The sequence below is a fragment of the Micromonospora sp. NPDC006766 genome, from assembly GCF_040636055.1.
Taxonomy (GTDB): Bacteria; Actinomycetota; Actinomycetes; order Mycobacteriales; family Micromonosporaceae; genus Micromonospora.
In genome coordinates, this window is sequence record NZ_JBEYIX010000016.1 from 87186 (window position 1) to 109800 (window position 22615).

Consider the following 22615-nt stretch of genomic DNA (forward strand, 5'->3'; position numbering starts at 1 on the left):
GCCGGGTCGGACCCGGCCGGCTCCCGGCGCTCACCGGGCCGCGCCCGGTCCTGCTCCGCTCAGCGTCGCCACTTCTGGTTCGCCCCGCCCGTGCAGTCCCAGATCTGCAACGGGGTGCCGTCGGCGGAGCTGACCCCGGTGGCGTCCAGGCACTTGTTCGACTGTGGGTTGACGATGTCCCCGGCGGAGCTGAACGTCCACCGTTGTGCCCCGGTGCCGTTGCAGTCGTAGAGCTGCACCTTCGCGCCGTTGGCGGTCGACCCGCCGGTGACGTCCATGCACTTGCCCAGGGCGCGTACCGAGCCGTCGGCGTTCCAGGTCCAGCGCTGGGCGGCGGTGCCGTTGCAGGTCCAGAGCTGGATCGGGGTGCCGTTGGCGGTGTTGGAGCTGGCGACGTCCACGCACTTGTTGCCGTACCCGACGATCTGGCCGGCGGTGCCACCACCGCTACCGTTGTCCCAGGCCTGGACCCGGACGTAGTCGATGGTCATCGTCTGCGGGTAGACACTGCTGCCGTCCGGCGAGCCGGGCCAGGTGCCGCCGACCGCCACGTTCATGATCATAAAGAATGGGTGGTTGAAGACCCAGCGGTTGTTGCCGGCGTCCGCCGGCGTCTTGCGCAGGTAGGCCACGCCGTCGAGATACCAGGTGATGGAGTCCGGCGCCCAGTCGACGGCGTAGGTGTGGAAGGCGTCGGCGAGGGCCTGGCCGCCCGGCAGCGACGTCTGGCCGGTCAGCGGGTTACCGCCGGAGTAGCCCGGCCCGTGCAGGCTGCCGTGCACCGTGGACGGCTCGCGGCCGATGTTCTCCATGATGTCGATCTCGCCGCTGTTGGGCCACGGGTTGGTGGCGATGTCGTTGCCCAGCATCCAGAACGCGGGCCAGATCCCCTGCCCCCTCGGGATTTTGATCCGCGCTTCGAACCGGCCGTACGCCTGGCTGAACGTGCCGTTGGTCAGCAGCCGGGCCGAGGTGTACTGGCAGCTGCCGTACCAGCACGAGTAGCCGGACGGGTTCTCCTTGCGGGCGGTGATCACCAGGTTGCCGTTGCCGTCGAGGGCGGCGTTGCGGGTGCTCGACGTGTAGTACTCCAGCTCGCTGTTGCCCCAGCCGCCGCCGCCGATGTCGTAGCGCCACTTGCTGGCGTCCGGCGCCGCGCCGGCCGGACCGTTGAAGTCGTCGGACCAGGTGACCGCGCCGGGTCCCGCCGCGGCCGGTGCGCTCGTGGTCGCGATGACCGCGACCGTGAGGCCCACGCTCGCCAGCGCCACGGCGGCGATGGTGCGAATACTGCGCACAGTGCCTCCCTTGACCGGTCGGCCCGTCACCGGCAGGGCCGGGACGGATCGAACAGTTAACAAACCATATTAATAGACATACTTAAAGATATGGATTAAGTCTGTCAAGGGAGCGCTCTCCACCTCGCCGTTATGGGCCGGCACCCGAGGCGGCCTGCAACGCGGGTGCCGCCGCTTCGACACCCCGCCCCGGCGGGCCTGACCGACCACACCGCTGTCACCGTCGGTATCGGCAGCTGGCATCGGACGGGATCACCCCGACCAGCCTTTGCTCTGCAGCCACGGACGCAACGGTCACGCACAGCTTCCGATGCGGATATGGCTGCACAGCAAAGGCGGAGGCAAGGGCGGGGCGGGGCGGAAGCCGATTCGTGGAAATCCCTGGTCAGCGAGTCGGGACGGCGACAGTCGTCGGCGCGGCGTCGATCAGCGACATTACGCGGCGTGACCGAAGCCCTTTGGGCTCTATTCGTTACACTGTTACCGCGAGGAAGGGATTAAGTGCCGCCCCGCCGGCCGTCAGGCCCAGGGGCAGCAGGCGGAGCGCCGGGAGCCGGGCCAGGGTCAGCGGGCCGAGCGGGCGCCCTTGAGGTGGCGGCCCAGCTCGCGGGCAATCTCCCGGTTGGCGTCCCGCTCGGCGAGGGCCTGCCGCTTGTCGTACGACTTCTTGCCCCGGGCCAACGCCAGCTCGACCTTGGCCCAACCGTCGGAGAAGTACATCGACAGCGGCACCAGGGTCACCCCGCCCTCACGCAGCTTCTCCAGGATCCGCGCGATCTCGATCCGGTGCAGCAGCAGCTTGCGGGTGCGCCGCGGCTGGTGGTTCGTCCAGGTGCCATAGCCGTACTCGGCGATGTGCAGGCCGTACAGCATGATCTCGCCGTCGCGCTCCTGGGCGAACGCGTCGACCAGCGACGCCCGCCCCTCGCGCAGCGACTTCACCTCGGTGCCGGCCAGCACGATGCCGGCCTCGTACGTCTTGAGGATGGTGTAGTCGTGCCGCGCCTTCTTGTTGGAGGCGATCAGCTTGCGCCCGTTCTCCCTGGCCACACGCACCTCCCGCTCGCCGACCCGGAGCAGGATACCCGCCGCCGCCGGTCGGGGTCGGCGCCGGCGGGGTGGTCAGCGGGCCGGATCCGGACCGCCAAGCGTGCCGAGATGAACTCCACGATTAGCCGCTGCCTCACTCCGCTGGGGGCGTCGGGGCCCGAGGCGGTGCAGCCGAGCCGGACGGCCGGGCCGGTGACGTGACGCAGCCATCTGGGCTGTAATACGGACATAGCTGCACTAACTATGGAAAAGTTCGCTTATCCACACCTGCATTTCAGTGCGATCTCCCGACGCACGCCACACGGCATCTCGCGAGACGCACTCGTGAAAGGGCGCATCGTGACAGTCGAACCAATCCGTCATCTCCGCCGCGCGGTGCTGCCAGCACTCGCGGCCGTCACCGCTTCCTGCGCTACCGTCGCCCTGCTGATTTTCAGCGGAACCGGTGCCAGCGCGGCCGAAGCGCCGGTCGGCCTTGGGACAGCGGCGAACTTCTCCGTGCTGGCCGGCTCCACCGTTACCAACACCGGCCCGAGCTTCCTAGGGCAGAGTCTCGGCGTCTCCCCCGGCAACACCGCACCAGGCTTCCCGCCGGGCATTGTCGCCGGCGAGACCCACCTCGGCGACGCCGTCGCCCTGCAAGCCAAGAACGACCTGACCACCGCTTACAACGACGCTGCCGGCCGGACCCCGTTCACCAACCTTCCCGCGGAACTCGGCGGATCCACGCTCACCCCCGGGGTGTACCGGATCGGCGCCGCGCAGTTGACCGGCACGCTGACGCTGAACTCGCAGGGCGACCCGGCAGCCGTGTTCATCTTCCAGATCGACTCCACCCTCATCACCGCGTCCAACAGCAGCGTGGTGTTCATCAACGGCGCCTCGCCCTGCAACGTCTACTGGCAGGTGGGCAGCTCGGCGACGATCGGGACCGGAACCGAATTCGTGGGCAACATCCTGGCCCAGACCTCGATCACCATGAACACCGGCGCCACCCTCCAGGGCCGCGCTCTGGCGCAGACTGGCGCCGTCACCCTCGACACCAACACCATCACGGCACCCCTCTGCCTCCAGCCGACAGGAACTCCCACGGGCACTCCGACAGGCACTCCCACCGGCCAACCCACAGGAACTCCCACGGGCACTCCGACAGGCACTCCCACCGGCCAACCCACAGGTACCCCCACGGGCACTCCGACAGGCGGCCCTACCGGCCACCCCACGGAAACCCCGACCGGGCTACCGACTCCCAGCCGCACGGTGCTCCCGGTGACGGGCAGCAGCGGCGGTAGTGCACTGATACCCGTCCTGACGGGAGTCGGCAGCGTCGCTGTCGCGACCGGCGCGATCCTGCTTCTCCTCTTCCGCCGCCGGACGTCCAAGTCCTGACCGGGCATGCCCCGGCGGCCGGTCACCGGCCGCCGGGGCTCGCTCGTCGGCGAGCTGCCAGTCCTCGTACCGTTTTCCGGAAAAGACTGGGCAGGCGTCGCCGCAGCCCATGGTGACGATGACGTCGCTGGCCTCGGCGGTGTCCCAGATGAGCCGGGTCGGGGTCTGGTCGGTGATGTTGATGCCGACCTCGCGCATGGCCTCGACGGCGGCCGGGTTGATCTGGTTGGCGGGTGCGCTGCCGGCGGAGCGTACCTCGATGGGTCGCCGGCGAGGTGGCGCAGCCAGCCGGCGGCGGAGGTTAGCGATCTTGGCTGGGACCACGCTGAGCGCCGCGGGCGGCGTACCAGAGGGTGCCGAACGCGAAGAGAGTGCCAGCGGTCAGCCAGGAGGTAATGACCGACGAGGGTTGCGCCGGCCAGGCCCAGATGCCTGCCGCCCCGCCGATCTGACGCGGAGTCGCCGCGTAGACGGCGCAGACGTAGCCGAACGCGGGCAGCCAGGCGAGTCGGGCGCGGAGGAACGCCGCACCGAGCGCGACCAGCCCGACGCAGCCGAGCGTGTTGCGCAGCAGGGCGTACGCCCCGAAGACCTCCGGCGCCCGCAGCCCGGTCAGCGCCAGCAGCCCGCCGATCGTGGCTGCGGCGAGCAACAGGTGGCCCAGGCGCCACCGCTGCCACGGCAGCGCGGTGCCGCGTTCCAGCTCATCGTCTGCGCCGGCCAGCGTGGGGGCGAGCAGCACTGCGGCGATCAGCGGAGCGAGCAGGACGACCGGCATGCGGGCCACCGGCCCGGCGAAGTACGGCCTGGACGCGAGCCAGTCCCCAGCACTCCACGCGAGGAGCGTGGCCAGTCCGAGGCCGGCCCCGAAGACCGGCCCGCCCCGGGCTCGCAGATGCAGTTGTGCCAGGCGTGCGTTCGCTTGCGCGGTCCGTCGCTTGTGCCCCTCGGGGGCGCGGGATCGGTTCACAGCCGCTCCCCGAGCTCGGCCAGGCGCTTCCCGTCGCAGGCTCGCGCGGCGGCGAGATACTCGCCGAACCAGGCCCGTTGCTGGTCGAGCGGCAACGCCCGGAGTCGATCGGTCGGCAGGTCAGACAAGGGCTGCTGCTCGTCGAGCAGCCATTGCAGGGCGACGGTGCGGGCCTTGTCAACCTCGGGCGAGTAGTCCAGATGCGCGTGATCGCAGAACGGTTCGGTTATCTGGCGGAAGCCGCTGCGCAGCTCGCTCACCTCCGCTAGGCCACCAAACACCTGCGGCTGCTCGAGCAGATTCAGCCAGACGGTCTCGGCCTGCCCCGGGACCTGCCCGTCGGGCAGGATCGTGCTGTCTGCCGCCCGGGTCGGAGCGCCGGGAATCCCCGCCATCCGGGTCAGCAGCGGCTGGATCGCTGCCGCTACGTCGTCGAGGAGGAAGGCGTTGACGCGCGCCATGCAGACCGGCGGTCCGTCGGTGGTGCAGACCGGTTCGACGGCGCGCGGGTCGGTCGGGAGTCGACTGACCCGCGGCCCGGTGACGATCGGCACCGCAGCGGCGGCGGTGAGAGCGACGGCGACCACCGTCACCCAGCGTATCCGTGCCGCGAGCGCGAGGAGGGTGGCGGTCAACGCGAGCAACCACGCCGCCTGCGCCAGGTGGAGTTCGCCGGGGATCAACAGTTCGGCGCGCAGGTTGTCACGGACCGGGGAGAGCCAGGTGGCCCGGTAGACGTCGACGTAGGTGGTGGCACCGAGCCCGACGTAGGTGGCGACGCCGGCGATCGGAGCGATCGCCCGGTACGGGACGAGCCGTCCGACGAGGACCCCGAACGCGGCGGCGGCCCAGAGGGCGAGCAGCCCAACCAGCAGCACCCACCACCAGTCGCGTCCCGGATACGTGGCCTGCGCGCCGACCAGCGCCGCTGCACCACCGAGTACGGCTACCGCTCCCGCCGAGCCGGCAACGGCTACCGACAGCCAGGAGACCAGCAGCGGTTGCCAGGCCGGACGGGGCGTCGAGGCGAGCAGCTCGCCCATCCCACGGCGGCGCTCGCGGCCGGCCTGCCAGGCACCGGCGGCAACCATCAACGCGCAGAGGATCAGCAGGCAGACCCGGAAATAGCCGACGAGCCCGGCCCAGCGGCCCGCCCAGACATCGGCGTGCACGCAGAGCATCCAGACCGTGCCGCCGAAGATGGCCAGCGCGGCGGCCGGGGCCGTACCCCGGAGAAGTTCTACCTGCAGCGGGCGCCTCACCCGGCGACCTCGGCCCGCGCGCCGCGCAGCACGGCCGTATAGCCTCGCTCGATCGCGGAGTCGCCGCTGTCGCCATCCCCGCCCGCGTCGGCCAACTCCTGCGGAGTGCCGGCGAAGACCAGCCGGCCGCCGTCGACCAGACTCACCCGGCTGCAGGCCGCGGCGACATCCTCGACCAGGTGCGTGCTGACCAGGACACAGGCGTCGACCCCCAACTCCCGCAGCAGGGCCCGGAACTCGACCCGCTGCTCCGGGTCGAGGCCGGCGGTCGGCTCGTCGAGCAGGATGAGACGCGGGTCGTTGACTATCGCCTGCGCGATGCCAGCCCGGCGCAGCATTCCGCCGGAGAGATGCTTCATCCGATCATCGGCCCGCTCCAGCATCCCGACCCGGGCCAACGCCCGGTCGACCGCGAGCGGGATCTGCGCCCGGGGCATCTCCCGCAGCCAGGCGAAGTACTCGACGAACTCACGGACAGTGAAGCGCGGATAGAAGCCGAACGTCTGCGGCAGGTAGCCCAACTGCCGGCGTATCGCGCGCAGCGCCGCGCGGTCCGAGATGTCCCGGCCCAGCAGCCGCACCCGGCCGCCGCCCGGCCGGGCCACCGTCGCCAGCACCCGCATCAGCGTCGTCTTGCCCGCACCGTTCGGCCCGAGCAGCCCGTGCACACCCGCGGTGAGCGCCAGGTCCAGGCCGTCGTGGACCACCCGCTTTCCGTAGCTGACTCGCAGGCCCTCCACGGTCACCGTCGGCGGCCCTTCCACGTTCACCGTCATCCCCGTACCCCGATCTCCATCCGATCCCTCCGCCAGAACATCAACGCGCCGCCGAACACCGTCACCGCCGCCCACGCCAGGCCGGTCTCCGGCGCTACCAGCCACGCCTTGCCGACCGGCGCTAGCACCGTCCCCGTCCACTCCCTGCCGACCGGCGCCAGAACCATTGCCGCCCAGCCCGCCGCCACCACCGCAGCAGCTCGTCCGATCTCCAGCAGCGTGCCGAGCCCGAGCGTGAGCGCGGTCAGCGCGAGGCAGGGCAGCAGCCAGAGCACCGGTACGCCGATGCCGGAAACCTTCCCCGCCGCGAGCGCGACCGGCGCGGTCGCCGCGAAGACTGACAGGCACCGCCACAACACGATCCGCAATCCGGCGTACGGGGTCGCCCCCACCAGTTCGTGCAACGGGTCGGCCCGCAGCCCGTACGAGGCGGCGACTCCGAGCACCGGCAGCACCGGAGCAATGAGCAGCAGCCACGACCGGGCCTCCGCCGGACCGGCAGCCAGCGCCACCAACAGCCCAATCGTCGCCGCAACCGAGCCGAGCCAACCGCGCCGCGCCGCCGGCCCCGCCCCGACCAGGACGGTGACCTGCCGCCAGCGGGAGCCGGACCGGACCTTGCCCTGCTGCGGCAGGTTCGCCCGCAGCGTCGCCCCGAACGTGGCAAGCCGCTGTCCCATCTGTTCGTCGGGCACGAGACGGGCGCGGCAGGCCGGGCAGTGGTCGAGGTGCGCCTCGACCGACCAGGCGTCAGTATCGCCGAGCCGATCCTCGGCGTAGGCGCGCAGTACGAGGTCATGGAGGTGATAGTCACCGGTGATCATGACAGCGAGGCCCTCAACTCTCGGCGGGCGCGCATCGCGCGGGTCTTGACGGTCCCCTCCGGCAGCCCGAGCACCAGGGCCGCCTCCCGGACGGTCAGGCCGTCCAGGACGGTCGCCTGAAGCACCGCCCGCAGCTCGGGCGACAGTTGGCGCAACGCCTGCTCCAGCCTGGCGTCGTACGCCCCGGCCATCGCCTCCTCCTCAGCGGACGGCGACCAGGCCAACTGCGCGTCATCAGGCGCGTCGACGGTCTGCGGACGGACCCGGGCCCGCCGGTTCGCGTCGATCAGCCGGCGTGTGGCGATCGACCACAGCCAGCCGACGGCCTCACCGTCGCCCCGGTAGCTGCCGGCGGCCCGCCAGACCGTGAGAAAGACCTCCTGCAGCATTTCGTCGGCGAGTTCCGCGTCGCGACAGCGGCGGCGCAGTCGCAGCGCGAGCCAGGGCGCGTTTCGGGCATAGAAGAGATCAAACGCCCGTCGGTCACCTTTGCCGACGAGGCGCAGCAGCTCTCTGTCGTCCGCCTCCATCACAGAAGGTTAGGACGCACTCCCGCGCGGAACGGTTCTCGCCAGCCGGTGCCGGATACCCCGCCGGCCCGGGCCGCCGGATGCGCCGAAATTGTGGCGGCCGGTGTCTTCTGGGCGTCCCGTCCCGTGCCTACGGTCAACCGTATGGATCGCCTCACCGAGATCGCCTTCCGCCTGCCGAGGACGCCGGAATCGGCCGCCTTCCTCGGCCAGCTGCGCACCCTGCTCGCCGCCGTGGGGTACGCCGACTCCGTCGGCGCGTCGGGCGGGGCGGTGGATCGGCTGACCCTCACCCCGCCCCGGCCGGCGGGTGCCCGTCCGCTGACGATCTTCGAGCTGGCCGACACGCCCACGCCGGCGGTCGCCTTCGACACTGGCCTGTACCTCGGTGTCGAGGGCGACGTGCTGTCCGACGTGCGGCCCACGGTGGACCTGGTGGAGCTGACCCGTAGGCTCGCCGGGCACGTCCGGCGGGTCGACCACACCGGCGTGAACCTGCCCGGCCGTACCACCTCACCCGAACAATGGCGCGACCTTCTGCTGACTCTCGCCTCGACCTCCACCCTGTACCGCTATCCCACCGGCGAGGAGTGGCCGTTCATCCTCCCGTCGACCTCCGACGAGCTGCGCGGCGACATTCGCGACTTCGTGGTGGGCCGCGAGCCGCGGTTCGAGCTGGTCTACGAGGATTGGCGGACGCGCACCGAGTGGCAGTTCGCGCTCTGGACCGACCTGACGCGGTCGGAGTTGGAGCTGCTCTTTCCCGAGCCCGAGGGGATTACCTTCCCCGGCCTCGATGAGATCTTCCGCGTGGTCCCGGTCGATCACCCCTGGTGGCCGGAGGTGAGCATCCGATTCGACCTGTGCTACCGCATCGAAGGTGGCCCGACGGACTGGGAGACCGGGGAGTGGTTAATCACTGCGGGCGGCCGCATCCGCTGACGCCGCACCACCCGGCGGGCGCACGGCAAAGCGCCGTACGGGAGGAATACCCCGCTGAGCAGACACAGCGCCGCTGCGACGACGAGCGAGAGCCGTATCGAGGTCGTGGCGGCGACGATCCCGCCGACGGTGATGAAGGCGGGCTGGACGGACTTGGAACTCACCGACCACGCGGCGCCGACGCGGGCCATGAGATGGTCGGGTGTCGCCTCCATGCGATACGTCGCGAACACCGGATTGAACAGACCTGCGGAGGTCAAGAGCAGGAAATTTGAGGCCGTGATAACCGCGATTCCCACCGTGCCGGATCCGGCGAACGGCACGGCGAGAGGCCAGGGGACGCGTGACAGTCCAAGCACGAGCAACGCGCGGCGCTGCCCGAACCTCGCTACTACCCCTGATGAGAGCACGGCGCCGAGCAGGCCGCCGAGGCACGGTACGCCGAGCACGAGGCCGTATTCGAGAGGTGTTGCCTGCATCTGTTGCAGTACCAGGACGGCCAGCAGTGGGCTGCTCCACATGATGGCGCCGCCGAAAAGCATCGCATTGATGTACAGCATCCGAAGCGTTGGCTCGCGGAAGATCCACTGCCATCCGCCAAGGAGCCTTGCGCGTTCGCGGCCAACCGTCTGCGCCGCGATGGGTGCTGCTGCCGGGATTCGGCGCAGCAGGAGGGCGGAGGCGAGGTAGCTCAGCGAGTCTATGACCACTGTTGCGAACGGCGTCGTAGCTGCGATGAGGGCTCCACCAGCGGGTGGGCCGGCAGACTGGGTGATCCAGTTGACCGAATCGATCCTGGCGTTGGCGGAGGTCCGCTGTTCGGCCGGCACCACCGCCTTGACGTATGCGAAACCCGCCGCGTTGTACGCGATGGTGCCGGTGGTCTGGACGATCGCTACGCCGCACAGCTGCGCGAAGGTCAGGGCGTCAGCGACGATCGCGACCGGAATCGTTGCCAGCGCGGCGAACCGGACGGCGTTGCTGACGACCATCACCCGGCGCTTGTCGCGCGCGTCGATGAGCGACCCCAACGGAACGGAAATGACGGCGCTGGAAACCGCGCCGATCGCCGCCAGTGTGGATACCTCAAAGGCACCCGCGTGCAGGACGAGAATCGCGATGAGCGGGAGCGCGCCCGCGCCGACACCACTGCCGACCGCGCTGACGGCGTATGCCTGCCAGAAACGGCGGAACGCGACCGGACGGTTGGGCGACATCGTTGGTTCGCTCACGCGAACTGCTCCTGACGGAACGACATGATGCGGGTGTACGTCGCCCGGTGATTCCGGGGGTAGCCGTGAGATCGGCAGGGCATGCGGGGGCCCGGCCGTCACCCTACGCGGGTTGCGGGCCCCGTGGTTGTCAGGATGGCTTGGCGACCTGGGCGACGAACGCCCGCCACGTCGACGGCTCGAAGGTGAGGAGCGGGCCGGTTGGGTCCTTGGAGTCGCGTACGCCGACGACGCCGGGCAGGTTGTCGGCGACCTCGACGCAGTTGCCGCCGTTGTTCCCGCTTTTCGTGCTCTTGCGCCAACGCGCGCGGGTCAGGTCCATGATGCCGCCGCCTTCTTGATGAGGTCCAGGGACTGCGCTCGGGGAAGCGCCTCTCCAGTGATACGCGCCCAGCGTCGATCCAGGGTAGCAATTTTCGCCCTGTCCTCTGTGATGAGTGCTTCGACCTGCCCGTCCACGTGTGCGGCCCGAGAGCCGTCCGAAAGATCGGCCATGACGAAGGGCCCACCCAGGCCGCAGTACATGCCGGTGGCTGCCGGCACGACGTGAACCTGAACGGACGGCAACCTCGCACACTCCACCAGATATTCGCACTGCTCCCGCATCATCTCGGCGTCGCCGCCGGCCGTCCGCCACAGGACGCCCTCGTCCAGCACTGCGATCAGCAGCGGCGAGCGCTCGCGCCGCAGGACGGACTGTCGCCCGATCCGGGCGGAGACCAGTCGATCCACCTCGTCGGCCGTCAGCGCCTCGCCCGCGAGGGTCGCCCGCGCGTAGCCCTCGGTCTGAAGAAGGCCGGGTACCCAGGACAGCTCAAAGCACCGCAGGGTCACTGACTCGCGTTCGATATCGGACCACGGTCGGAACCAGGCCGGCTCGCGTCGCTTGAGGACGTCCGGCCAGAGGTCGGCGACATCCTTGCCGAGGAGCGCGGCGACGTCGGCGCGATGCCGCGACTGCGGGATTCGCCCGGGATTCGCCCAGCGTGCCGCTGTTTTCGGATCCACCCCGAGCTGACCCGCCAGGCTCTCGGCGGTCTCGCCCGCCTCGGCCAGCGCGGCGACGAACGCGTGGTTCATGGCACCTCTCCTTAGAACAAACTGAACGTCTGTAAGCCATCCTCTAGCGGAGTGTGATTGCCTGGCAACCCTTGGCAGGGTTCTTCGTAGACGGCGTGGCCGGTGGAGGCGAAGCCCGGCGGCCGCGTCCCGTGGGGGCCGTCCACGGGCGAGCACTCTGGGGCGGCCCCCGTCGAATTGACCTTGAAGGGGGAGACGTGCCGAGGGAGAAAGAGCAACCGCAGCCGCCGGTGCCCGTCCCGAAGCCGGACGTACCGCCGGCAACTCCGGACGTCCCTCCGGCAAAACCGTTCGTCCCAGGGCCGATTGGGCCGCTGATCCCGCCGTACCGTGGTCCCGGCCGAGTGAACCGCGGACCTGGCCTCGGGATGCCGTCCGCGCCGGGGCGCACGTTGCTCGCCGCGCATTCGACCGCCGCGCCGGAGTGGGTCTGTGACGGCTGCGGCGCGGACTGGCCGTGCCCGGCGTGGACGGCGGCACCGATGGACGCGGCTCGGCGGGCGGATCTCCTGCCGGAGTTCACGCGGCTGACCCGCCAGGCGATCCGGGACCTACGCGGGCGGCCGGGCGGCCCTCAACCGCCCGAGATCGTACGGCGCTTCCTGTGGTTCCTGCCGCTGACGGACGAGGAGGCGCGCGCCGTGGCGCTGAGGTTGCGTTGAGTCGTCGCCGGCCCGAGCATCTTCCGTCGCGGCCGACCTGGCGTTGCCAGGCGTGCGGCATCGCCTGGCCCTGTTCGGCCGCGAAGCTGCGCCTGCTCGCTGAGTATCGCGGCCAGCGGGCCAGCCTGCTGATCTACCTGGCGAGTCTCCAGGCTGAGGCCGCCGTCCAACTCGCCGAGCTGGGCGGCGGCACCGCACTGGCGGGCTTGCATGACCGCTTCCTCGGCTGGGCGAGACCCCGCGGCTAGCCGCCCCGGCGGCGGGGCGGGCCACCGCTGCTGACCGACTCCGAGCCGGTCCGGGCGTGTCGCGAGCGAGGGGGCACATTACTCGAGACCGATATGCCTCTGAGGCATGTTTATGCCCCAGAGGCATATCACTATCACCCGTACTTCAAACGGCGCGCACTACCCTCAGTAATCAAGACTGACCGGTTACGGGCGGGCGTCCGCCGCCACCCTGCCGTGGCCGGGTGGACACGCCTCGTATCCTTTCCGCCGGAAGGCCCGCAAAGTGGAAGGGAGTCGGTGTGAGCGACCAGGTCGAGACGTTGGAGTTCCAGGCCGAGGCCCGTCAGCTGCTGCAGCTGATGGTTCACTCGATCTACTCGAACAAGGATGTCTTCCTGCGTGAACTGATCTCGAACGCGTCCGACGCGCTGGACAAGCTGCGGCTGGAGTCGCTGGTCGACAAGGATCTCACGGTCGACACCGCCGACCTGCACATCGAGATCGAGGTCGACAAGGAGGCCCGCACGCTGACCGTGCGGGACAACGGCGTCGGCATGTCCCGCGACGAGGTGGTCGGGCTGATCGGCACGATCGCCAAGTCCGGCACCGCGGAACTGCTGAGCAAGCTGCGCGAGGCGAAGGACGCCGCCGCCTCTCAGGAGCTGATCGGCCAGTTCGGTGTCGGGTTCTACGCCACCTTCATGGTGGCCGACAAGGTGACCCTGCTGACCCGCCGCGCCGGGCAGGACGGCGGCACCCGCTGGGAGTCCACCGGCGAGGGCACCTACTCGGTGGAGTCGGTCGACGAGGCGCCGCAGGGCACCTCGGTCACCCTGCACCTCAAGGCCGCCGACGACGAGGACAACCTGCACGACTACACGGCCGAGTGGACGATCCGGGAGATCGTCAAGCGCTACTCGGACTTCATCGCCTGGCCGATCCGGATGACCGTCGAACGGTCGGGCGAGGACGGCGTCACCACCCGCGAGGAGCAGACGCTCAACTCGATGAAGGCGCTCTGGGCCCGCTCCCGCGACGAGGTCGACGAGGCCGAGTACAAGGAGTTCTACCGGCACGTCGCGCATGACTGGGCCGACCCGCTGGAGATCATCCACATGCGGGGCGAGGGCACCTTCGAGTACGAGGCCCTGCTGTTCCTGCCGTCGCACGCCCCGCTCGATCTCTTCTCCCCGCATGGCCGGCGCGGGGTGCAGCTCTATGTCAAGCGCGTGTTCATCATGGACGACTGTGACGCGCTGATGCCCAACTATCTGCGCTTCGTCAAGGGCGTGGTGGACGCGCACGACCTGTCGCTGAACATCTCCCGGGAGATCCTCCAGCAGGACCGGCAGATCAGCGCGGTCCGTCGCCGCCTGGTCAAGAAGGTCCTCGCCACCCTCAAGGACATGTCGGCCGAGTCCTACCGCACGTTCTGGGCGGAGTTCGGCGCGGTGGTCAAGGAGGGGCTGCTGGAGGACACCGACAACACCGAGGCGCTGCTCGACCTGGTCCGGGCCGCCTCCACCCACGACCCGGCCGAGCTGACCACCCTGCGCGACTACGTCGAGCGGATGAAGGACGGCCAGTCCGAGATCTACTACGCCACCGGTGAGTCCCGGGCCACCATCGAGAACTCCCCGCACCTGGAGGCGTTCCGCGCCAAGGGCTACGAGGTGCTGATCCTCACCGACCCGGTCGACGAGGTCTGGGTCGAGCGGGTCGGCGCCTTCGACGGAAAGACCCTCCGCTCGGTGGCCAAGGGCCAGGTCGACCTGGAGACCGAGGAGGAGAAGGAGAAGACCGAGGCCGAGCGCAAGGAATACGCCGACCTGCTCACCTGGATGAGCGGCGCGCTCGCCGACAGCGTCAAGGAGGTGCGGCTCTCCTCCCGGCTCACCACCTCGCCGGCCTGCGTGGTCGGCGACGCGCACGACATGACGCCGACGCTGGAGAAGATGTATCGGGCGATGGGGCAGGAGGTGCCGCAGGTCAAGCGGATCCTCGAGCTCAACCCGACCCACCCGCTGGTCACCGGGCTGCGCAAGGCGCACGAGCAGGGCGGCGACGCCGCCGCCCTGACCGAGACGGCCGAGCTGCTGTACGGGATGGCGCTGCTCGCCGAGGGCGGCGAACTGGCCGACCCGTCGCGGTTCACCCGGATCCTCGCCGACCGGCTCGCCCGTACGCTGTAGCACCCGCTCTTCCGCCGGCCGCGGCAGTCACGCCGCGGCCGGCGCAGGCGGCCCGTCGTCACCCGGGTGCGCTGGCGGTCTGCTGGGTGGCCGCGGTGAGGGCCGCGGCGAGGGCTGCGGCCTTGTCCTTGCCGATCGCGGCGACGATCGCGGCGGCGGCATCGGCCGGGGACTCCCCGCCGAGGGCCTCCACGACCGCCGCCGCGATCTCGGTGGCGGTCGGCGCGGCATGGGCGGTCTGATAGAGGTTGTTGAGCACGCCCAACGTCGACATGCCGGTGGGGATGCCGCCACCGACGTACTGCCAGGGCAGCGCGCGCATCTGGGCGGCGACGGTGGGGTCCTTCAGGATCGCGAGGAATTGGGCGGGGGTCATGGTGTCGTCCTTCGTCAACAGGGCCCGCAGTTGGGCGAGCGTGCCGCGGTAGGCGTTGCAGTCGGTCGTCCTGGAGGCGCCGGGGCAGGCGATGTTCGACCCGTACTGCCAGATCGACGGGTTCACCCCGCCGTACGCGGCCCAGCCCGGGCCGCTGTCCCCACCTGCTTTCGCGTACACGGCGCCCGGCGCGCCGGTGGGGTTGCTGCCGTAGTTGCTGGCGACCAGGGCCATGTCGAGCACCCGCAGGTCGGGGCGGCCGAGGTTGCCCTCCCAGAACCACTTCGGAAGGTAGCCGGTCAGCAGTCGGTGGTCGACCGCGTTCCAGCGGTCCACGAACCGGCGGATGTCGGTCCAGCGGGGCCACAGTCCGTTGGCGACCAACTCCGGGTAACGCTCGGCGTCGACCATCGCCCAGACCGCGCCGATGTCGTCGAGGCTGCGGCGCAGGTAGTCGACCTGCCGGTTGGTGCTGGCCTGATCGCCCTTGATCAGGTTGTGGTAGCCACCGATCGTGTCGAAGCCCGCCTGGGCCGCGCCGCGCGCCATGTCGAGGGCGTGGCGGCTGGGCGGGTTGAAGCCCTTCGGGTCGCCGTAGGTGACCCGAAGGCACAAGACGGGAGAGGTGGCCTTGAGGACGGCCGGCCAGTTGAACTTGCCCTGGACGCGATCCCAATCCGCATGAGAGAGGTCAACATAGATCACAGTCATTGCCATCACCTCTGTGGCAGACGGTAGCTCGACCGCTCTGACCTGCGCAAATGTGAAGTCTGGTCGGTGTGGCGGAGCCCTCGCCCGGCCGAGTGAAGAAATTCGCATCAAGTGGGCGTTTGCCGCAAATCGCTTATCGTCGGGTGCGTTCGCGATCGCGGACATCACGGGCCGGCAACGCCTAATCCCGCCGCCGGGTCGTGGTACCTGGACCTCAGGCGGGAGCGGGGGACCCACACGTTTCTCGGTGCTCGACACCTCGGGGTGAAGCCGCCACCCGGCGGCCGGGCTCCTCGGCCCGAACCCGACAGCTCACCTCGTCGGCGTGGAGGAGACCCACATGGCAACTGAACACGTCGTACCTCACAGAGGTAACACCCGGCGCCGGATCGCTGCCGAGGCGCTTGTCGTCGTCGCCGGCGCCGCCGCCCTCCTCACGCCGGGCTCGGCCGCGAGTGCGTCCAGCGTGAACTGGGACGCCATCGCGCAGTGCGAGTCCGGCGGGAACTGGCACATCAACACCGGCAACGGCTACTACGGCGGCCTCCAGTTCTCGAAGGGCACCTGGAACGGCTACGGCGGGCAGGCGTACGCCAGCCGGGCCGACCTGGCCAGCCGCACCGCGCAGATCGCCATCGCCGGAAAGGTCCTCGCCAGGCAGGGCATCGGCGCCTGGCCGGTCTGCGGCAGGAAGGGCGGCTCGACGAAGCCCACGTCGGTGTCCGCGAGCCGGAAACCGGCGAGGATCGCGACCAGCGAGCCGGTGTCGCGCCGCGACCGGCCGGCGACCCGCAGCCATCGGCGTGCCGCGCCCAGTGCCGTCGGTGCCGACACCTATGTGGTCAAGAACGGTGACACCCTGTCCGAGATCGCCGAGGACCGTGACCTCGCCGGCGGCTGGCACCCGCTGTACGAGCGCAACAGGCGGGTGGTCGGCCGCGACCCGGGCTTGATCTTCCCGGGTCAGCGGCTGCGGCTGCGCTGACGGCATCAGGGGTGGAAACTGCCCTCGGGTCCGGTTGCTATGGTCACGGTGCTCCGGAAAGACGTGAAGAAAGCGCGGCTATGACCAACGATCCGTTCACCGCGGCCGCGAGCCTCGACGAACTGCTCACCAGGACCCAGCAGGCGCTGTCCGCGATGCGTTCGCGGGCCGCTGATCAGGTCGACGGCGACCCGGCGCAGCTGCTCCGCGCCGAGGGCGTCGCGGCCGGCGGCCAGGTTCGGGCCGTGGTCGTCCAGGGTGGCCGGCTCGAGTCCGTCGTGGTCGACCCGGAGTTGGCCGAGGCGGGGATGGAGGCGGTCTGCGGGCATGTCGTGGTGGCCGTCAACGCGGCTCTTGCCGACCTCGACGCCCAGGTCAGCGCCTCGGCGCGAGCCGACGTCGATGCTCTGGCCGCGCGGCTCGGCGGGCTGCAGGATCAGTCGGTGCGGCAGATGGAGCTGTTCAGCCGGGCGATGGAGGACGTGGTGGCGCGGCTCAACCGTAGCGGCGAGGCGGCCGTGCGGGCGGACGGCCCAGGCTGATGCGGGCGGCCTCGCGGCGCCCGGAGGGCCGCCGCTCGAGGAGACGAGGCGGCCGGCCGTGGCAGGTACCACGGCCGGCCGTCTCGTTCCTGATCAGGAGAGGGTGACCGCCGCGTCGTCGATGACGAAGGAGGTTTGCAGCATGACGTCCTCCACGCCGGTGAACGAGATGGTGGCGGTCGTGCCGGCCAACGATGAGATGTCGAAGGACTTCTGCGTGTAGCCGGAGGCCTTGTTGAGGTTGGAGTAGGTGGCCAGGGTGGTGCTGCCCGCCTTCACGGTCAGCTTGTCGTAGGCGCTGGTCGTGGTCGTCTCCGCGCTGTCGATGTGCAGCCAGAAGCTGAGGGTGGCCCGGCAGCCGGCGGGGATCGTCACCGACTGGGACAGGGTGTCGGTGTGCGTGCTGCCGTAGCCGTCCAGCCACGCCTTCCACGAGCCGCTGTGCGCCGCCTGTCCGGTGGAGCTGGTGATGACGCCGGAGGAGGCGCTCCAGTTCACGTTGCCGGACTCGAAGCCCGGGTTGGCCAGCAGCTGGCCGGAGCAGGACCCGGTCGGCGGCGTGGTGGTCGGCGGCGGGGTGGTGCTGCCGGAGCAGGTCGGGTCACCGGACTGCGCCGGCACGCTGACGGCGTCCCAGGCGGCCTTGACGGTGTTGAACTCGGTGCAGCTGGTCGGGAAGAGGTTCTTCGCCGCCTGCAGCGTCCAGGTGCGGTACTTCAGGTACGACGACCCCGTGGTCTTCAGCAGCATCGCGTTGTACATGATCTTGATGGCGGTCTGGACGCCCAGGCCGGTCACCGAGCTGCTGTTGCAGGTGGGGCTGGTCGGCTGGCCGTTGGTCGGGTTGCTGCCCATGGCCAACAGGTAGAACCAGTGGTTGCCCGGGCCGGCCGCCTTGTGCACCTCGGTGCTCGGGATGCTGCTGGAGTAGCAGTTCGGGTCGCCGAGCGCCGACGGGTTGTACATGTTGCGGATCGGGCCCTTGCCGACCAGGTTGACCATCTCGCCGACCAGGAAGTCCGGCGTGTCGTACGGGGCCGGCTCGTTGGCGAACCACTCGGTGGCCGCGCCGAAGGTGTCGGCGACGAACTCCTGGGTGCCGCTGCCGGAGATGCCGCCCGGGGTCTTGTCGTCGATGCCGTGGCCGATCTCGTGGGCGACCACGTCGAGCGAGCCGATCCACTGACCGGCGGTGTTCTTGCCGATCTGGACCTGGGTGCCGTCGTAGTAGGCGTTCTGATCGTTCAGGCCCACCCGGATCGGCCAGGCACCACCGCTGCCGTTGGCGCCGTTACGCCCGAGCCACTGCGCCAGCATCTTGTGCTCGGTCTGCGCGGCGAACAGCGCGTCGACGCAGCCGGTCTCCTTGTTGGTGGCGGTGCCGTTGCCCCACACGTCGGTCGACTTGCTGAACGTCGTGTTGTTCGCGGCGTCCTGGCAGCTCAGGTTGGTGATGGTCGGGTCCTTCATGGAGTACGTGCTGCCCGACAGCGTGGTGTTGAGCGTGAGCGGGCTCGGGCCGTTCCACGCGCCGGTGCCGGTGCCGTGCATGACGTGCTCCTGCGTACGCAGGACGGCGCCGGTCGAGGCGTCGACGTCGACGGTGAGGCGGCTCGGGCCGTCGGCGTCGGTGCCCTGGACCGTGGTCTCCCAGGCCAGGGTCGGCTGGGCATCGAGCGTGTAGACGACAAGTTTGGTGCCCTCGACGGCGCTGACCGTCTTGAGCTGGGCCCGCGCGGTCTGCGCCGCGGCGGTCGAGGTCAGCATCGGGGTGATGGCGAGGTTGCCGATGCTCCGCTGCTGCGCGACGGAGGCGTACTTCAGGTTGCCGGCCGCGTCGGTGGCCAGCACGAAGTCGCCGCCGACCACCGGCAGGCCCTTGTAGGTGCGCTCGTAGGGCACGTACTGGGTGCCCTCGGAGGAGATGACCTCCTGCTGCACGAACGCGTCGTCGGCGCTGGCGTGCAGGTAGGCGGGTCGCCCGGCGACCATTTTGCTGGCCGAGTTGGCGGCGAGCGTACGGGCCTGGGCGGCGTTGGGGCTGGGAGTGTGGGAGGGCGCGGCCTGCACGGCCGCGGCGGTGCCGGCGGCGATCAGGCCGGCCGCGGCCGCGCCGGCGACTGCGGCGAGGCGAGGTGAGAGCTTCACGGGGGTGTGCTCCTGTTCCTAGGCCGCGCGGAGCCCGGTCAGGATGCGCGGCGTGGTGAGGCAGGACGACGATTGGTCTCCGGAGCTGCCGGCGTGGCCCCGGTTCGACAGACCGACCGTGCGAGGCCGCCGGGTTCGGGGGACTCGCTGGTGCACAATCACACGCCCCCCGGGCGCGGAGCAATGGGTGAGCCGGCCCACCGGCGTCCGTCGATCGCCGTCCGAACACGCCCGATCATATGAACCATGATCTTCAATAGCCGCTGATCAGGGCGTATGTTCTCGGCGCTGGACGGTCAGTCGCCCGATACACGACCAATGCCGCTGTCGGCTGATGGCGCGTACTCGCCCCTCGGCCGAGATGTCGATCAGTCCTGACCTGTCCGGACCGTTCGCCGCTACCGCCCGGGCTGGTACTGGCCGGTCAGGCGGGCGAGTTTCAGCGCCAGATGCAGGCAGAGCCGCTCGTTGCCGTCCTTCAGATCGGTGTCGGCGAGCAACTCCACCCGCTGCAGCCGGTAGTAGAGCGTCGTCCGGTGCAGCCGCAGCCGCTCCGCCGTGGCGTGGGCGTTGCCGGCCAGGTCGAGGTAGGTCTCCAAGGTTTCGAGCAGCACCTGGTGGGCCTCGTCGCCGAGCAGCCGACCCAACCCCGGATGCACCCGCGCGACGTCCAGGTGCCGCGCGTCGACCCCGGACAGCAGCCGGTAGATGCCCAGGTCGGACCAGTAGACGATCGAACCCAGGGCCGGCAGTTGCACGCCGACCCGGGCGGCCTGGAACGCCTCCTGGTACGACAGCAGGCTCTCGTACAGGCGAGGCCGCGCGTCGCCGACGCCGAGGACCGTACGCGCCATCGACGCCAGCCCCCGGACCGCCCCGCGCAGCGCCTGGTCGAGGTGCGCGGCGGCCTCCTCCGCGGGCCCTCGGCCGGCGTGACGCCCGCAGAGCAGCAGCACCCCATGGTCGTGCCGCACCAGATGCAGCGTCTCGCGCGACCCGACCCACTGTCGAGTGGCGACCAGGGCGTGCTCCAGGGCCAGCCGGGCCGTGTCGTCGAGCACGTCGTCCGGGGTCGCGACGAGATGGGCGACCAGGGCGGTGACCTGGCCGTCGCTGCCGACCAGGCCGTCGGTCAGCAACGACCGGACGGCCTCGCGCCGGGCCTCCGGGGACTCGACGAGCAGCGTTCGGGTGGCCTCCGCCTCCCGCTGCGAGGTCAACTCGCCGAGCAGGTTCTCCCGGTAGAGGGCAAGCGACAGGTCCGGCATCGCCTCGGTCACCACCGAGATGTCATCGTCGGTCATCCCCTCGGACTCGTCGATGAACCACACAAAGCCCAGCAGCAGGTCCTGGTGCCGGATCGGCACGCACACCCGGGGAAGGAGATCCAGCTCGGGGGAAGCCGGGGTACGCACCGGCTGCCGGGCCTCCATGATCCCGAGATCACGCGCCCAGGCGATCATCTCGGGGGTGGTGTGCCGGCGCAGGATCGAGCTTCGGCGCACCCCGTCGATCACCCCGGTGTGCTCGCTGTAGACGACGACCCGCTGACGCCGGTCCTCGATGAGAGCCGGTCGTTTCACGCGTGCCGCAATCCGGTCGACGATGCGTTGCAGTTCCATGCGCATGCGATGCTCCCGGAACAGCCCGATCCGCGCGGATCTCACCGCTTGTATCGGACTGGATATGTGCTGGTAGGACGGTTGGCCTACCTTCGATGATGTTGGGCCTGCGGCGCAATCCCCGTAACCGCACCGCAACATCCGTACTCCGATTAGCCTCGGCAGTTTCGGCATCTGTCGGAAGACCGCGAGGGTGCACCCCCCTAACGTGGTGCCATTGCCGGCCCGACGGGCCAGGGGAGCCGTGGTTGGGCACACCATGAGTGGAGTGTCCGGAAAGGGAAACGTCGTGGCCGTAACCAGGCCCTGGCAGGGCGTCATCGTCGCCGTTCCCACGCCGTTCCGGGCCGATCTCTCGGTCGACTACGACCGGCTGCAGGAGCACGTACGGTGGCTCACCGACGAGGGCTGCCAGGGCGTGGCGCCGTGCGGGCCGCTGGGGGAATACCGGTCCCTGTCCGACGGTGAGCGCGCCGACGTGGTCCGCGCCGCCGTCGAGGCCGTACCGAACGGCCGCGCGGTGGTGCCGGGCGTCGGCGGGTACGGCAGCCGGCAGGCCCGGCGTTGGGCCGAGCAGGCCCAGGCCGCGGGCGCGCAGGCGGTGCTCGCGCCGCCACCGGTCGGTTATCCGGGCGACGCCGCCGCCGTCGTCGCCCACTACCGTGAGGTGGCCGCGGTCGGGCTGCCGGTGGTGGTGTGCGGCGACCCGACCGAGACCACGGTGGACCTGACGCCGGACCTCCTCGCCCGCATCGCCGAGACCGACGGCGTCGTGGCGGTACGGGAACGCGACGTGCGCTGGCTGCACCGCGTCCGCGACCTGTGCCCGCACCTCGACGTGCTGGTCGGGGCGGACGACGTGCTGCTGGAACTGACCGTATGCGGTGCCACCGGGTGGATCGGGCACTGTCCCAACGCCCTGCCCGGGCTCTGCCAGCGCCTGCAGCGGCTGTGCGCCGCCCGCGACCTGGCCGCGGCGCTGCCGTTGTACGCCCAGCTGCATCCCCTGCTCAGCTGGGGCTCCCGACCCGAGGCGGTCCAGGCCGTCAAACTGGCGATGGGACAGGTCGGCCGGTACGGCGGCCCGTGCCGGCCACCCCGTGGCCCGTTGGCGCCCGAGACCGAGGCCCGGGTGTATCGGGACCTGCGGCGGGCGCTCCGGGCCGCCGACGGGCCACCGCGCGGTCAGGCGCCGGGCTCGTCGAGCCTCCGGCGCGGCGGATAGCCGGTCCCGGTCACCCCGTTCTCCGGGTCGCCGACGGTGACCTGGTCGCCAGCGGATCAGCGAAGGCACCGGATGGGCGTCGGCGGGGGACCCACCATCGCGGTGACGGACCGGAGCCGGGGCCGCCTCGTGCGCGGAGGCCACCCCGGCCCGGCTGTGGCGTCGTCAGACCCGGCTCAACGCAGGGCCCAGCCGTTCAGCCGGCCGCTGCGGTTCAGCGCGGCCGGCCGGCCGGCGTTGCCGCCACGGCGGCCCGTCCAGAACGGCGAGGTTCGCCACATCGGATGGGCGATGGCGCCGTTCGAGATCGGGAAGGCGGCCCGCTCGGCGTATCCGTGCCCGCCGAGCAGGTCCCGATCGGCCTCGGTGAAGGCCTCCGCGTACGTCGGCAGGCCCAGCGTGTCCATCCGGCGCTGCGTCCCGGTGATGAGGTCGGCCCGCCGCGCCGGGGTCTGCCCCGGCGCGGCCAGCAGCGCGAGCCGCGCGGCAGCGGGGTGAAGCGACCGGCGGGTAACCGAGGCTGCACCTCTTCCCGTCCGAGGTCTAGGCTGGCCCGGTGACGGTGGGAC

General features: G+C 70.4%; 21 protein-coding genes, 2 pseudogenes and 1 riboswitch. Of the genes and pseudogenes, 8 read left to right on the top strand and 15 right to left on the bottom strand.

From position 1 onward, the window contains the following. Positions 1 to 59 precede the first annotated feature (59 nt). Both ABZ671_RS16660 and smpB read right to left on the bottom strand, forming a co-directional pair. A complete protein-coding gene (locus ABZ671_RS16660; RefSeq protein ID WP_357858014.1) occupies positions 60 to 1298 on the bottom strand; it encodes a family 16 glycosylhydrolase in 1239 nt (412 codons plus the stop codon). A 564-nt stretch (positions 1299 to 1862) separates the two neighbouring features. Further along, positions 1863 to 2348, bottom strand: a complete 486-nt coding sequence (gene smpB, locus ABZ671_RS16665) for an SsrA-binding protein SmpB (protein ID WP_357858017.1) — start codon at positions 2346 to 2348, stop codon at positions 1863 to 1865. 243 nt (positions 2349 to 2591) lie between these two features. Here smpB and ABZ671_RS16670 point away from each other — a divergent pair, with 243 nt between their 5' ends. After that, positions 2592 to 3737, top strand: a complete 1146-nt coding sequence (locus ABZ671_RS16670; protein ID WP_357858020.1) for an ice-binding family protein — start codon at positions 2592 to 2594, stop codon at positions 3735 to 3737. 51 nt (positions 3738 to 3788) lie between these two features. Here ABZ671_RS16670 and ABZ671_RS16675 read toward each other — a convergent pair. From ABZ671_RS16675 to ABZ671_RS16700, 6 genes and pseudogenes are all read right to left on the bottom strand, one after another. Further along, positions 3789 to 4087 (bottom strand): annotated as a pseudogene (locus ABZ671_RS16675) (hypothetical protein); the annotation flags it as partial. Further along, the gene (locus ABZ671_RS16680; protein ID WP_357858023.1) at positions 4039 to 4707 is read right to left on the bottom strand and encodes a hypothetical protein; all 669 of its coding nucleotides are present in this window, start codon (positions 4705 to 4707) and stop codon (positions 4039 to 4041) included. The pseudogene ABZ671_RS16675 and the gene ABZ671_RS16680, both read right to left, overlap by 49 nt. Further along, complete coding sequence (locus tag ABZ671_RS16685; RefSeq protein WP_357858026.1) at positions 4704 to 5969, bottom strand: ABC transporter permease; 1266 nt, start codon at positions 5967 to 5969, stop codon at positions 4704 to 4706. The genes ABZ671_RS16680 and ABZ671_RS16685 overlap by 4 nt, the downstream gene beginning before the upstream one ends. Next, positions 5966 to 6745, bottom strand: coding sequence for an ABC transporter ATP-binding protein (locus tag ABZ671_RS16690; protein ID WP_357858029.1), 780 nt, complete (start codon positions 6743 to 6745; stop codon positions 5966 to 5968). The genes ABZ671_RS16685 and ABZ671_RS16690 overlap by 4 nt, the downstream gene beginning before the upstream one ends. Next, positions 6742 to 7569: a zf-HC2 domain-containing protein gene (locus ABZ671_RS16695; RefSeq protein WP_357858032.1), complete on the bottom strand. Its 828-nt coding sequence runs from the start codon at positions 7567 to 7569 to the stop codon at positions 6742 to 6744. Before ABZ671_RS16695 ends, ABZ671_RS16690 begins: the two co-directional genes overlap by 4 nt. Further along, the gene (locus ABZ671_RS16700; protein WP_357858035.1) at positions 7566 to 8102 is read right to left on the bottom strand and encodes an RNA polymerase sigma factor; all 537 of its coding nucleotides are present in this window, start codon (positions 8100 to 8102) and stop codon (positions 7566 to 7568) included. Before ABZ671_RS16700 ends, ABZ671_RS16695 begins: the two co-directional genes overlap by 4 nt. 141 nt (positions 8103 to 8243) lie before the next feature. On the opposite strand from ABZ671_RS16700, the gene ABZ671_RS16705 reads away from it, so the two are divergent. Further along, positions 8244 to 9041, top strand: a complete 798-nt coding sequence (locus ABZ671_RS16705; RefSeq protein ID WP_357858039.1) for a hypothetical protein — start codon at positions 8244 to 8246, stop codon at positions 9039 to 9041. Here ABZ671_RS16705 and ABZ671_RS16710 read toward each other — a convergent pair. From ABZ671_RS16710 to ABZ671_RS16720, 3 genes are all read right to left on the bottom strand, one after another. Then, positions 8966 to 10273 carry an MFS transporter gene (locus ABZ671_RS16710; protein WP_357858042.1) on the bottom strand — a complete coding sequence of 436 codons (1308 nt, stop codon included), beginning with the start codon at positions 10271 to 10273 and terminating at the stop codon, positions 8966 to 8968. The two genes, ABZ671_RS16705 and ABZ671_RS16710, sit on opposite strands and share 76 nt — an antisense overlap. A 130-nt stretch (positions 10274 to 10403) precedes the next feature. Continuing rightward, a complete protein-coding gene (locus ABZ671_RS16715; protein ID WP_357858045.1) occupies positions 10404 to 10595 on the bottom strand; it encodes a DUF397 domain-containing protein in 192 nt (63 codons plus the stop codon). After that, a complete protein-coding gene (locus ABZ671_RS16720; protein WP_357858048.1) occupies positions 10586 to 11353 on the bottom strand; it encodes a Scr1 family TA system antitoxin-like transcriptional regulator in 768 nt (255 codons plus the stop codon). The genes ABZ671_RS16715 and ABZ671_RS16720 overlap by 10 nt, the downstream gene beginning before the upstream one ends. A 344-nt stretch (positions 11354 to 11697) precedes the next feature. Between ABZ671_RS16720 and ABZ671_RS16725 the strand changes: the two genes are divergently transcribed. From ABZ671_RS16725 to htpG, 3 genes are all read left to right on the top strand, one after another. Further along, the gene (locus tag ABZ671_RS16725; protein ID WP_357858050.1) at positions 11698 to 12015 is read left to right on the top strand and encodes a hypothetical protein; all 318 of its coding nucleotides are present in this window, start codon (positions 11698 to 11700) and stop codon (positions 12013 to 12015) included. Then, a complete protein-coding gene (locus tag ABZ671_RS16730) occupies positions 12012 to 12263 on the top strand; it encodes a flavin reductase (protein WP_357858053.1) in 252 nt (83 codons plus the stop codon). The genes ABZ671_RS16725 and ABZ671_RS16730 overlap by 4 nt, the downstream gene beginning before the upstream one ends. Before the next feature lie 281 nt (positions 12264 to 12544). Continuing rightward, entirely contained in the window at positions 12545 to 14437 is a 1893-nt protein-coding gene (gene htpG / locus ABZ671_RS16735; protein WP_357858056.1) for a molecular chaperone HtpG, read from the top strand. A 58-nt stretch (positions 14438 to 14495) separates the two neighbouring features. Here htpG and ABZ671_RS16740 read toward each other — a convergent pair whose 3' ends face one another. After that, entirely contained in the window at positions 14496 to 15524 is a 1029-nt protein-coding gene (locus ABZ671_RS16740) for a hypothetical protein (protein ID WP_357858059.1), read from the bottom strand. 168 nt (positions 15525 to 15692) lie between these two features. After that, a riboswitch (cyclic di-AMP (ydaO/yuaA leader) is annotated at positions 15693 to 15865 on the top strand. Between ABZ671_RS16740 and ABZ671_RS16745 the strand changes: the two genes are divergently transcribed. Next, positions 15865 to 16509, top strand: a complete 645-nt coding sequence (locus tag ABZ671_RS16745) for a transglycosylase family protein (protein ID WP_357858062.1) — start codon at positions 15865 to 15867, stop codon at positions 16507 to 16509. (Overlaps the previous riboswitch by 1 nt.) Positions 16510 to 16589: 80 nt before the next feature. Then, a complete protein-coding gene (locus ABZ671_RS16750; protein ID WP_357858065.1) occupies positions 16590 to 17051 on the top strand; it encodes a YbaB/EbfC family DNA-binding protein in 462 nt (153 codons plus the stop codon). A 93-nt stretch (positions 17052 to 17144) separates the two neighbouring features. On the opposite strand, the gene ABZ671_RS16755 is transcribed toward ABZ671_RS16750, so the two are convergent. Further along, positions 17145 to 19199, bottom strand: a complete 2055-nt coding sequence (locus ABZ671_RS16755) for a M4 family metallopeptidase (RefSeq protein WP_357858068.1) — start codon at positions 19197 to 19199, stop codon at positions 17145 to 17147. A 398-nt stretch (positions 19200 to 19597) separates the two neighbouring features. Beyond that, entirely contained in the window at positions 19598 to 20827 is a 1230-nt protein-coding gene (locus ABZ671_RS16760) for a helix-turn-helix domain-containing protein (protein ID WP_357858071.1), read from the bottom strand. A 283-nt stretch (positions 20828 to 21110) separates the two neighbouring features. On the opposite strand from ABZ671_RS16760, the gene ABZ671_RS16765 reads away from it, so the two are divergent. Then, positions 21111 to 22046 (top strand): dihydrodipicolinate synthase family protein, encoded by a 936-nt coding sequence (locus tag ABZ671_RS16765; RefSeq protein ID WP_357858074.1) that lies wholly within the window; start codon positions 21111 to 21113, stop codon positions 22044 to 22046. 176 nt (positions 22047 to 22222) lie between these two features. Here ABZ671_RS16765 and ABZ671_RS16770 read toward each other — a convergent pair. Further along, a pseudogene (locus ABZ671_RS16770) lies at positions 22223 to 22615 on the bottom strand (hypothetical protein); the annotation flags it as partial.